Origin of the sequence: Streptomyces sp. NPDC093261, assembly GCF_044753645.1 — a bacterium.
Taxonomy (GTDB): Bacteria; Actinomycetota; Actinomycetes; order Streptomycetales; family Streptomycetaceae; genus Streptomyces.
Window position 1 is genome coordinate 216489 of the sequence record NZ_JBIVNO010000007.1, and the last position, 11671, is coordinate 228159.

The window sequence follows — 11671 nt, forward strand, 5'->3', positions numbered from 1 at the left end:
CCGCCGGGGGGAGTGCGTCGGGACTCGGCTCCGGGGGCGCGGACCGCGGGGTCCGGCCTGTGCGCGGGGGCCCGGAGGTCTTGTGCCCCGGACCCGGCGGGTTGAAGCGATGCAACAGCGCCAAGTCGCACCACCCGGCGCGAGGGGCCGGTTCGCGTCCCGGCCCCGCGGTCGCCGTCACGCCGCCGCGTCGAACCCGGTGTCCCGGGCCAGCTTCTTCAGCTCCAGCAGCGCGTGCTTCTCGATCTGGCGGATGCGCTCACGCGTCAGGCCGTGCTCCTTGCCCACCTCCGTCAGGGTGCGCTCCCGGCCGTCCTCGATGCCGTACCGCATCTTGATGATCGACGCCGTGCGCTGGTCGAGCCGGCCGATGAGGTCGTCCAGCTCCTCGCTGCGCAGCAGCGTGAGGACCGACTGCTCCGGAGACACCGCGGAGGTGTCCTCGAGCAGGTCGCCGAACTGGGTCTCGCCCTCGTCGTCCACCGACATGTTCAGCGACACCGGGTCGCGGGCCCAGTCGAGGACGTCGCTGATGCGCTCCGCCGTCGAGTCCAGCTCGGTCGCGATCTCGGCGGGCTCGGGGTCCCGGCCGTGCTCACGGTTGAACTCACGCTGCACCCGGCGGATCCGGCCCAGTTCCTCGACCAGATGCACGGGGAGCCGGATGGTCCGGGACTGGTCGGCGATCGACCGGGTGATGGCCTGGCGGATCCACCAGGTCGCGTACGTCGAGAACTTGAAGCCCTTGCGGTAGTCGAACTTCTCGACCGCGCGCACCAGGCCGGCGTTGCCCTCCTGGATCAGGTCGAGCAGCGGCAGGCCACTGCGCGGATAGCGGCGCGCGACGGCCACGACGAGCCGCAGATTGGAGCGGATGAAGATGTCCTTGGCTCGCTCGCCCTCGGCGGCCAGGGCCTCCAACTCCTCACGGGTGGCATCCGCCTTGGCCTCCTCCTCACCGTCGAGGATCTGCCGCGCGAACACGCCCGCCTCGATGGTCTGGGACAGCTCGACCTCCTTGGCGGCGTCGAGCAGAGGTGTACGCGCGATTTCGTCGAGGTACATGCCGACCAGGTCGCGATCGGCGATCTCGCCGCCATGGGCGCGAACACTGTTTGCCGCGTCGACGGTCTCGCCATCGGCGGCCTGGCGACGGGCGACGGCACGGGTTGCCATGCGTGCTCCCTTGCGATGGTGGGCTGGCGGATGGTTGTGGCGCTTGAGTCACCCTTCCGGGTGCCCGGCATCCGAAGGAAACAACGACTGCAATCCGGACAGAATTCCCAACCTGCCCCTCGTTTTTTCTGATCATGCAGTACCCTGTGCCGCCATCAGGGAGGCGGGATGGTGTCGGAACGTACAGAGGTGCAGGTCAGGCCGGGCGTCGAGGACGACCTCAAGGCCCTCACAGACATCTACAACCACTATGTACGTGAGACGCCGATCACCTTCGATACCGCGGTCTTCACGCCGGAAGAGCGACGTCCTTGGCTGCTCTCCCACCCTGAAGACGGACCGCACCGGCTGATGGTTGCCGTGGACGGCGACTCACAGGAGATCCTGGGGTACGCCACATCCAGCGGCTTCCGCGCGAAGCCCGCCTACGCGACCTCGGTGGAGGTGACGATCTATCTCGCCGCCCACGCCACGGGCCGCGGGGTGGGCACGAGGCTGTACGAGGCCCTCTTCGAGGCGCTCGCCGGCGAGGACCTCCACCGCGCGTACGCGGGCATCGCCCAACCCAACGAAGCGTCCGTGCGGCTGCACGAACGCTTCGCCTTCCGACATGTGGGCACCTACCGGCAGGTGGGCCGCAAGTTCGGCCGGTACTGGGACGTGGCCTGGTACGAGAAGGAGCTGTGACCGCGGCCGGTCAGCCGAACTGCACCGACCTCTTCGCCAGCCCCATCCAGAACCCGTCGATCACCGACCGCTGTGTGTCCAGCTCTCCCGTGGCGTCCGCCGCGCCCAGCGTCACGAAGAGCGGGGCGAAGTGCTCCGTGCGGGGGTGGGCGAGCCGGCCCGCCGGCGACTTGCGGGTGAAGTCGAGGAGTGCGTCGATGTCGCCGGCCGCCAGCGCGCGGCGGCCCCAGTCGTCGAACTCCGCCGACCAGCCGGGCACTCCCCCGCCCGTGTGGCGCAGGGCGGCCAGGTTGTGGGTGAAGAAGCCGGAGCCGATGATCAGGACGCCCTCGTCGCGCAGCGGGGCCAGCCTGCGGCCGATCCCGACGAGCTTGACCGGGTCGAGGGTCGGCAGGGAGATCTGCAGAACCGGGATGTCGGCCTCGGGGAACATCTCGACCAGCGGCACATACGCGCCGTGGTCCAGACCGCGATCGGGGAAGTCCTGGACCGGGACGCCGGGGGCGCGCAGCAGTTTGCGCACGGAGTCGGCGAGGTTCGGGGCGCCCGGGGCGGCGTAGGTCACCCGGTAGTAGTGCTCGGGGAAGCCCCAGAAGTCGTAGACCAGCGGGACCGTCTCCACCGCGCCGAGGGCGAGCGGTGCCTCCTCCCAGTGGGCGGAGACCATGAGGATCGCCCGGGGGCGGGGCAGGCCGGCGGACCAGGCGGCGAGCTGGCCGGGCCAGACCCGGTCGTCGGCCAGCGGGGGCGCGCCATGGCTGAGATAGAGGGCGGGCATGCGCTCGGGCGCGGTGCGCTCCTCGGTGACGGCGGACATGGCGGCGGCTCCCTCCGGGCATTTTTGCTTGAAGTATCAAGCTCTTGCCAGCGTAGCGCCGACTTGTTTAAGTTTCAAGGAGGAGCCTCGTACAGTGGAGCACATGAACACGGCACCCGCTGAGGACACCCGCTGGCTCACCGACGAGGAGCAGCGCACCTGGCGTGCGTACATGCACGCCGTCACCCTTCTCGAGGACCACCTGGACCGTCAGCTCCAGCGCGACGCGGGCATGCCGCACGTGTACTACGGACTGCTCGTCCAGCTCGCCGAGGCGCCGCGCAGGCGGATGCGGATGACCGAGCTGGCGATCGGGGCGAAGATCACCCGCTCCCGGCTCTCGCACGCCATCGCCCGTCTGGAGAAGAACGGCTGGGTGCGCCGCGAGGACTGTCCCTCCGACAAGCGAGGACAGGTCGCGGTCCTCACGGACGAGGGCTACGCGGTGCTGGCCCGCACCGCGCCCGGCCATGTGGCGGCCGTGCGCCAGGCCCTGTTCGACCGGCTCACCCCCGAGCAGCAGAAGTCCCTCGGCGAGATCATGTCGGTCATCGCGGAGGGGCTGCAGCCCAAGGAGGCCGGGGCGGACCTGCCCTGGCTCCGCTGAACCCCGGGCCCGCCTCCGCACAGCCGACCGCCCCGGCCCCGCCGGGGTGGCGGAGCCGGGGCGGACCCGGGAGGCACGGGCGAGACGTCCCCGCCCTGCCCGTACACGGAGTGCCGTGACGCGAAGTACCGCGCGGAAGGCCTCACGCGCCTGCGGTCAGCGGACGACGCCCACGCCTGCGGTCAGCGGACGACGCCCACGCCTGCGGTCAGCGGACGACGCCCACGCCTGCGGTCAGCGGACGACGCCCACGCCTGCGGTCAGTGGGCGACCACCGGCACCTGCACCTCGTCCTCGAGGCCCTCGCCCGCGCCGCCCGTGCCGGAGGCCTGCACGGCGCCCGGACGTCCGGCGTTGACGAAGGTCAGGGCGACCGCCGCGGCGAGCGCGAGGATGCCGACGGCGACCCAGATCGCATTCGAGTAGCCGTGCACCATGCCCTGGAGCTGGACCAGCTGCTGCTGCGGCTTGGAGGCCGCCGTCGCGATGTGGTCCTTGACGTAGGACGTGGTCGCCGAGGACGCGATCGTGTTCAGCAGGGCCGTACCGATCGCACCGCCCACCTGCTGGGAGGTGTTGACCATCGCGGAGGCGACACCGGCGTCCCGCGGCTGCACACCGTGCGTGGCCAGGGACATGGCCGGCATGAACGCCGAACCCATGCCGAGGCCGAGCAGCAGCAGGGCCGGCAGCACGAGGGTCGCGTACGAGGAACCGATCTCCAGCTGGGCGAACAGCAGCATGCCGACGGCGGCGACCAGGAAACCGGGACCCATCAGCAGCCGCGCGGGGACGCGGGTCATCAGCCGGGTACCGATCTGGGTCGAGCCGGTGATCATGCCGGCCACCATCGGCAGGAAGGCGAAGCCGGTCTTGACCGGCGAGTAGCCCTTCACGACCTGGAGGTAGTAGGTCAGGAAGAGGAACGTGCCGAACATCGCGATGATCGCGAGGCCGAGGGAGAGGTAGACGCCGCCACGGTTGCGGTCGGTGACCACGCGCAGCGGCAGCAGCGGGGCCTTGACGCGGGACTCGGTGACCACGAACGCCACCAGCAGGACCGCCGCCGCGACGAACAGACCGACCGTCACGGAGTCGCTCCAGCCGTCGGACTCGGCGCGCGTGAAGCCGTAGACAAGGGAGACCAGGCCCAGGGTGGAGAGGATGACACCCGGGATGTCGAGCGGCGAGCGGTTGCGGCCGCCCTCCGGCTCCCGGATGACGAAGTAGGCGCCGGCCGCCGCGACGATGGCGAACGGGATGTTGACGAAGAACGTCCAGCGCCAGTCCAGGTACTCGGTGAGGAAGCCGCCGAGGATCAGACCGACGGCACCGCCACCACCGGCGATGGCGCCGTAGATGCCGAACGCCTTGGCGCGCTCCTTGGCGTCCGTGAACATCACCGCGAGCAGGGACAGCGCGGCGGGGGCGAGCAGGGCGCCGAAGACGCCCTGGAGGGCGCGGGCGCCGAACATCATCGCGCCGGACTGCGCGGCGCCGCCCAGCGCGGAGGCCGCGGCGAAACCGGTCAGACCGATGACGAACGCGCGCTTGCGGCCCCACAGGTCGGCGATACGGCCGCCGAAGAGCAGCAGACCACCGAAGGCGAGGGCGTAGGCGGTGACGACCCACTGACGGTTGCCGTCGGATATCCCGAGGTCCCGCTGGGCGGACGGCAGCGCGATGTTCACGATGGTGGCGTCGAGGACGACCATCAGCTGGGCGAGCGCGATGAAGACGAGCGCGCGCCAGCGATGGTTGTCGGGGGTGGATGCGCCGGGGGCGCTACGGGCAGGTGCGGACATGGAGGTACCCACTTCGGGACTTCGTGACGGAAAGGTCGGAACTAGGAGGCGGAGAAGGGCGTCGAACGGCACGGCTCGTCGGCGGTGGCGGCCGGAGCGTCTGTCGTGGTCACATCTGCCGCGCCGTGGAACGTACGTGTACGTACGGGTTCGCCGCAGACGTCGTCGGTCGCGCGGAGGTACGTCCTCGCGGACGCCCGCCGGCACTGACATCCGTCGGCACGACGTCCATCGGTACAGACGTCCACCGGCATGGACGGGTTGAGTTCGCGGAACTGATCGGTACGGGTCGCTGGTGCTCGCTACAGGTCGCTCAGGGTCGGCGCAGATCCTCCATGGTCACGGCCGTACCCGGCAGCTCGGAGCGGGCCGGGGCCCGCAGTCCGTCCAGGAACAGCTGGAGATGACGGTGCATGAAGCGGTCCACGCTGAGGCACTCCGTCCCGGCCGGCGGCCTGCTGAGCTGGGCCACGGCGATCGTCAGATCACCGACGCCCACGTCGGGACGGAGCTGTCCGGCGGCCTTGGCCCGCTCCATGATGTCCTCGATGAGCCGCTCGATCCGTTCACGCGCGGCTTCGAGGTCGGGGTGGTTCTGGTCGAACGTGTCGGAGAGCATCGGGCACAGCGCGCTGAGCCGCTCGTCGGCCGCGGCGTGCGCGAAGCGCTCCAGCGCCTCGAAGGCGTCGGCGCACTCGGCGAGCGCCCGCTCGGCCTCCTCGGACGTACGGTCGAGGACCGAGCAGACGACCTCGCGGGCGAGTGCGTCGCGATCGGGGAAGTTGCGGTACACCGTGGCATTGCCGACACCGGCCCGGCGGGCGATCTCGTCGAACGGCACATCGGCCCCGAACTCGACGAACATCTCCCGGGCGGCGGTGACGATCCGCTCCCGGTTGCGCTGGGCGTCGGCGCGCGGCCGGGACGCTCGGCGCTGCACGGTGGTCGCGGTCGGCACGGCGTACTCCTCGGGTGAGCGGGGCGCGATCCGGGGAATCCTTCTCCGTTTCGCTTGGACACCGGTCTAAACGGGGATTCGGTCCCCGGTTATTTCCCCCTGGGGCTCCACTTCATGTGAGCTGCGTCACACCCGTCGCCTCGGGGGGACATCCGCCGCCTCGGGGACATCCGCCGCCTCGGGGACATCCGCCCCCTCGGGGGATGCGACGCCGACCCTGCCCGCCGGGACGATCCGCTCCCACCCCCCACTCCCCAGCCGGGACGACCCGCTCCCACCCACCCCCGCTCCCATCCCACTCCCAGCCGGGACGACCACCCGCCACCCTCACTCCCAGCCGGGACGACCACCCGCCACCCTCACTCCCAGCCGGGACGACCCGCTCCCACCCCTACTCCCATCCCACTCTCCAGCCGGGACGACCACCCGCCACCCTCACTCCCAGCCGGGACGACCCGCTCCCGACCTCACTCCCCGCGGCACATACGGTGGCCTCGCCCCCGCGGCCCCCTCCCCACGGCGTTCCCCCAGTTCACGCCTCCCCTCCCCCGCCTTCACCCCGCCCGCGCCCGAGAACCCCTCGTTCGGGCTCCTCCAGCGCGCGCCCCCGGACCGAGCGCCGGAGGGTGATCGCAAGGGTGCAGCCGGGGACCGGCGGCTGCCGTGGGAGCGGAGGGCCACCGTATGCAGCCGTCCCGTCGCCGCGTACACCCCCGCCGCGCCGCCTCCCTGGCCTCGGTCACCGCTCTGACCCTGGTGGTCGCCACCGCCGCCGGCACCGGACAGCTCACGGCGGGCCCCACGACGGCGGGCCCCATCGCCCCGGCCCGTTCCTCGGCACTGCGCCCCTGCATGATCCACGGCCATCCGAACATCCAGATGTCCGAAGGCATCCCGACCTCTTCCGGCTACGCCCACTCCACCGGCACGGTCCACGCCCTGATCCTGATGATCGACTTCTCCGACGCCCCCGGCCAGGGCAGCGCGCTCAACCGGTTCGCGGAGTTCTTCCCGCAGACCCGGCAGTGGTTCACGACCAGCTCCTACGGCCGCCTCGACTACCGCCCCGAGGCCCCCATACGTCACTGGCTGCGGATGCCCAAGCCGTTCAAGGCCTACGGGATAGAGCGCGGCGCCCCCTTCGATCCCGGCTACCGCCAGCTCGTCCAGGACATCGTCGCCGCCGCCGACGCGGAAGTGGACTTCCGCCGCTACGACATCCTGAACGTGCTGGCCACCCCGAACGCCGGCCCCTCCGCCCTGGACACCGTTCTGTCCGTGACCTTCGCGGGCAACGCCGACGCGCCCCTCGCCGACGGCGTCCCCATCGCCAACGCGTCCTTCATCTACAGCCGCCAGGACGACGGCTCGGGCTCCTACTCCGTGACCGGCTACCGGGTCCTGCCCCACGAGAACACCCACACCTTCGGCCTGCCCGACCTCTACACCCAGGAGGGCGGCACCGCCGTCGGGCACTGGGACATCATGAGCGAGGACTGGGGCGCCGACAACGACCTGCTCGGCTGGCACAAGTGGAAGCTCGGCTGGCTCGAGGACTCCCAGGTCGCCTGCGTCACCACGCGCGGCACGACCGCGTACACACTGACCCCGCTGGCCCGCAAGGGCGGACGCAAGCTGGTCTTCGTACCGCTCAGCTCCCGGGCCGGATACGCCCTGGAACTGCGCACCCGCGAGGGCAACGACGCCGCGGTGTGCCGGCCCGGGATCCTCGTCTACCGCGTCGACGCGGACGTCGACACCGGCAACGGGCCCATCGCGGTCCGCGACTCCCGGCCCGGCAGCGGCGGCTGCACCCGCAGCCCCAATGTGCAGGCCGAGCTGTCCGACGCGACGTTCGTGCCCGGGCAGTCCTTCAAGGACACGAGGGCCGGCGTCGTCATCAGCGTGGTGGGGAAGGACCGGTCGGGCAACTACCGGGTGCACGTGACCCGCCGCTGACCCCCCCGGCCGGGCGACGTGGACCGGGCCGGAAGGTCAGCTCGCCTCCGCCGGCCGTCCTGCCGCCGCCACCCCCCGCAGTGCCGGTGCCGAGGCTATGCGGGGCAGGAGCAGCGACCAGAAGCGGGTGAGGGTGGTGTGCGACAGCCAGCGCACATCGCACTCCCCGAGCGCGGCGAAGCCGACCGTCGCGCCGACCACCGTGGCCACCAGATCGCGCTGCGGCACATCGGAGAGCAGCCCCTCGTGCGCGGCTCGCACGACGGCGTCCTCCACCCAGGCGTGCCACCGCTCGTACAGGTCTCCGTTCCGACGCGCGTCCCGCGCCCTGTCGCCGAGGTCGAACCCGGCGCGCAGGACGACATCGTGGCGCAGGCTCTGGAGCAGGGCGTGGCTCGTGTCGACGAGCGCTTGCAGGGAACCGCCGAGCTGCGGCGGCGGCCGCTCGGCGGAGGTGATCCGACCGAACCGCCGGACCGCCGCGTCCCGCACCGCCGCCGCGAGTGCGGCCTTGCTGGGGAAGTGGAAGTGCAGCGCGCCGTTGCTGACCCCCGCCCGGGCGCTGATCGCCGAGAGCGAGACGGACTCGAAGCCGTCCTGGGTGAAGAGTTCGGCGGCGGACTGGATCAAGGCGTTGCGCGTTCGTACCGCACGTTCCTGCTTGGCCATCACACGCTCCGTTGGGCTGGATCAGGAGCATAACAAACCGCACATGCGGTTTTCAATTGCATGGGCAACCATCCCGGGGGCCTTCCCGTGACGCGCCCGGGAAGGCGGAATCCCCTCACCCGAAAGCACAGGATCCCGCCCGAACCGGCAGAGAAACAGGATCAGTTCGGACGCAGTACGACCGGAAGTGATCCGTACCCGTTCACGATGAAGGACCGCACCGGCTCCACCCCCTCCACCGGAATTACAGACTCCAGATCGGGGAAGCGGGCGAAGAGCGCCGACAGCGCGGTGGTCGCCTCGAGCCGGGCCAACGGCGCGCCCACACAACGGTGCACGCCGTACCCGAAGCCCAGATCGTCCCGCCGTCCGGTCCTCAGCACATCGAAGACACCGACGTCCTCCCCGTACGCCTCCGGATCCGAGACGGCACCGGCGAAGGAGACCAGGATCGGGTCGCCCTTCTCGATCCGCACGCCGTCCAGGTCGATGTCCTCGACGGCGAAGCGCATCGGCGAGTACGCGGCGGGGCTGTGGGTGCGCAGCGTCTCACCGACCACGTCGGCCCACTGGGCACGGCCCTCTCGCACATGCGCGCGCTGTTCCGGGTGGGCCAACAGCGCACCGATCGTGTTGGTGATGAAGGTGCAGGTGGTCTCCTGGCCGGCGGCGATCATCAGATAGAGGGTGCCGAGGAGTTCCTGCTCGGTGAGCCGGCCGTCGACGCCGTCGCGGGCTTCGATGAGAGCGGTCGTCAGATCGTCACCGGGCACGGCCCGCTTCTCGGCGACCAGTTCGGCCAGCATCCCGAAGACCCTTACCTGCGCCGCGGCCATCTCGTCGCCGGGCACGGCCGTACCGAACACGAGGTCCAGGTCCGCGCACAGGGGTTCACGGGCTTCCTCCGCGACGCCGAACAACTCGCAGATCACCCGCATGGGCAGCGGCTTGGCGAACCGGGCCCGCACATCGACCGGTTCCCCCGCCGGCAGCGTGGCCAGCTCGTCGAGCAGCTCCTCGGTGATCTCCTCGACCCGGGGCCGCAGGGCCTGCGTGCGGCGCGCGGTGAAGGCAGCGGCGACCAGCCGGCGCAGCCGCCCGTGGCGCTCCCCGTAGGCGAAGAGCATGTTCTCGTTCGCCACCCACGGGTAGAGCGGCCAGTCCGCGCCGATGCGTCCCTCGACGAAGTCGGGCCAGTGCTGCCGGGCATCCTTGGACACCCGTGGATCCAGGAGGAGTTGCTTGACATACCTCTGTCGCACGACGGCCCAGGCGCGCACCCCGCCGGGCAGCTCCACCTCGACGGCCGGCCCCTGCGCCCGCAACATGGCGGTCTCACCGCCCAAATCACGCCCCGTCACATCAAGGGCGTACGGGCATCCGGTCATCTCCATCCGTGCACTCCGTTCGGTCGGTCGGCCCGTTCGGCATTCGACGCGGCACACCACCCGGCGCACCACGGTGGAACTCACTCACTTGGACGGAGGAGAGGAGACGCGTCCGCCCCCGCGCGGGAGCCGGAAGGCTCCACCCGGCTCCATCGCCCGGTCCGGCGCCCAACTCCCGCATCCTGCTCCCGCGTCCCACTCCCACTCCCGATCCCAACTCCCGCATCCCCCCTTTCGCCTCGCCTGACGCCCGACGCCCGGCGCCCGGCGGTCGGCGGTCGGCGCCCGACACTTGGGGGTCGGCGGTCGGCGGTCGACACCCGACACTCGGCGGTCGGCGGTCGGCGGTGGACGGTGGACAGTCGGCTGACTTGCCCGGACCGGCGGCGCGACAGCGACCCTGCGCCGCCACTGAAGCCCCGCCGCCACCGCAACCCTCCCCCCGCCCCCTCACGGAGCCGCGCTCGCCGCCTCCGACTGGCGCTGCCTCACGGCGGCCTCGTACACCTTCGGCCCCCGGTCGGGGGAGAAGTCCAGGCGGACCAGCACCCCCGGCACGGCGACCGCGGGCATCAGATGCCGGTAGAGATCCGCGACCCGCTCGGCCAGATCCGCCCGCTCGGTCATGATCCGTGAAAGGACCTGGACACCCGTGAAGGCCCCCACGAACAGTTTGGCGAGAGCATCGACATCGGCGTGCGGCAGGATCTCGCCCCGCAGCTTCGCCTCCTCGAAAAGGGCCCGCGTGTGCTCGGTCCACGCCTGCATCGGCACCCGCCGGTTGAGGTGGTCCTTCGGCGACCCCTGGTCCACGGTCAGCCGCACACTGCCCTGGACGATCGGATCACCGGTGTCCTTCCGGAGCAGATAGGCCAGCAGCAGCGCCTCGTCCAGCGACTCCTGCAACTTCAGTTCCTGCTCCGGAACGCGCGGGAGGGAGGAGACCTGCGCGGCAAGAACGGCCTGGGCCAGCTCTTCCTTCGAGGTGAAGTGGAAGTAGAGGGCGCCCTTGGTCATCCCCGACCGCTGCAGTACGTCGGAGATCGTCGCCGCCTCGTACCCGACCTCGTCGAACACCTCGGCCGCGGCCAGCAGAATCGCCTGCCGCGTCCGAATGGCCCGCTCCTGCCGTGCCACAAGCACCCTCCGCACCAGCCCGCGCCGCGGGGAAAGAGACCGGACGGTCCCCGTCGATGCTTCAGGACAATAAAACCAGCCATACGGTTTTTCAACCCTGAAACTTCGACCCCCTAATCGGACGCATTTACCCTACGAAATCCGGCAATCCCACAGCGGCCCCAGGGAGCCAGGCAGGGGGACCCTTGAAATAAAAACCGGATGGTACGTATCTTCGCTCCCGCGCTTCACACCTGACCGAACCCAACCAGGGGGAACCCGATGACGGTCACGACATCCGAAACCATGGCTGCGGGGACCACAGAAGACCCGGAGATACTCGACCACACGGCACCGCGCGAACGTACAACGACACACGAACGCACGGCGACACACGAACGCACGGCGACACACGAACGCACGGCGACACACGAACGCACGGCGACACACGAACGCACGGCGACACACGAACGCACGGCGACACGAACG

10 protein-coding genes are annotated in these 11671 nt (G+C 70.6%); 3 read left to right on the forward strand and 7 right to left on the reverse strand.

The window, feature by feature from the left end; all coding sequences use genetic code 11:
• Positions 1-177 precede the first annotated feature (177 nt).
• Positions 178-1176, reverse strand: coding sequence for an RNA polymerase sigma factor RpoD/SigA (locus tag ACIP94_RS17920; RefSeq protein ID WP_402426051.1), 999 nt, complete (start codon positions 1174-1176; stop codon positions 178-180).
• A 168-nt stretch (positions 1177-1344) separates the two neighbouring features.
• Between ACIP94_RS17920 and ACIP94_RS17925 the strand changes: the two genes are divergently transcribed.
• Positions 1345-1863 carry a GNAT family N-acetyltransferase gene (locus ACIP94_RS17925; RefSeq protein ID WP_402426053.1) on the forward strand — a complete coding sequence of 173 codons (519 nt, stop codon included), beginning with the start codon at positions 1345-1347 and terminating at the stop codon, positions 1861-1863.
• 10 nt (positions 1864-1873) lie between these two features.
• Here the strand turns inward: ACIP94_RS17925 and ACIP94_RS17930 are convergent, their stop codons facing one another.
• Positions 1874-2641: a dioxygenase gene (locus ACIP94_RS17930; RefSeq protein ID WP_402426257.1), complete on the reverse strand. Its 768-nt coding sequence runs from the start codon at positions 2639-2641 to the stop codon at positions 1874-1876.
• Between the two features lie 142 nt (positions 2642-2783).
• Here ACIP94_RS17930 and ACIP94_RS17935 point away from each other — a divergent pair, with 142 nt between their 5' ends.
• Positions 2784-3287: a MarR family winged helix-turn-helix transcriptional regulator gene (locus ACIP94_RS17935; protein ID WP_402426055.1), complete on the forward strand. Its 504-nt coding sequence runs from the start codon at positions 2784-2786 to the stop codon at positions 3285-3287.
• Positions 3288-3547: 260 nt separating this feature from the next.
• On the opposite strand, the gene ACIP94_RS17940 is transcribed toward ACIP94_RS17935, so the two are convergent.
• Entirely contained in the window at positions 3548-5092 is a 1545-nt protein-coding gene (locus ACIP94_RS17940) for an MFS transporter (RefSeq protein WP_402426057.1), read from the reverse strand.
• Positions 5093-5405: 313 nt separating this feature from the next.
• On the reverse strand, positions 5406-6050 hold the full coding sequence (locus ACIP94_RS17945) for a TetR/AcrR family transcriptional regulator (RefSeq protein ID WP_402426059.1): 645 nt from the start codon (positions 6048-6050) through the stop codon (positions 5406-5408).
• Positions 6051-6734: 684 nt separating this feature from the next.
• Between ACIP94_RS17945 and ACIP94_RS17950 the strand changes: the two genes are divergently transcribed.
• Positions 6735-8009, forward strand: a complete 1275-nt coding sequence (locus ACIP94_RS17950; protein ID WP_402426061.1) for a M6 family metalloprotease domain-containing protein — start codon at positions 6735-6737, stop codon at positions 8007-8009.
• A 36-nt stretch (positions 8010-8045) separates the two neighbouring features.
• Here ACIP94_RS17950 and ACIP94_RS17955 read toward each other — a convergent pair whose 3' ends face one another.
• The 3 genes from ACIP94_RS17955 to ACIP94_RS17965 all read right to left on the reverse strand — a co-directional run bounded on the left by ACIP94_RS17955 (position 8046) and on the right by ACIP94_RS17965 (position 11203).
• Positions 8046-8678 carry a ScbR family autoregulator-binding transcription factor gene (locus ACIP94_RS17955; protein ID WP_402426063.1) on the reverse strand — a complete coding sequence of 211 codons (633 nt, stop codon included), beginning with the start codon at positions 8676-8678 and terminating at the stop codon, positions 8046-8048.
• A gap of 161 nt (positions 8679-8839) precedes the next feature.
• Positions 8840-10072 (reverse strand): cytochrome P450, encoded by a 1233-nt coding sequence (locus ACIP94_RS17960; protein ID WP_402426065.1) that lies wholly within the window; start codon positions 10070-10072, stop codon positions 8840-8842.
• 444 nt (positions 10073-10516) lie between these two features.
• Positions 10517-11203 (reverse strand): ScbR family autoregulator-binding transcription factor, encoded by a 687-nt coding sequence (locus ACIP94_RS17965; protein ID WP_402426067.1) that lies wholly within the window; start codon positions 11201-11203, stop codon positions 10517-10519.
• Positions 11204-11671 lie beyond the last annotated feature (468 nt).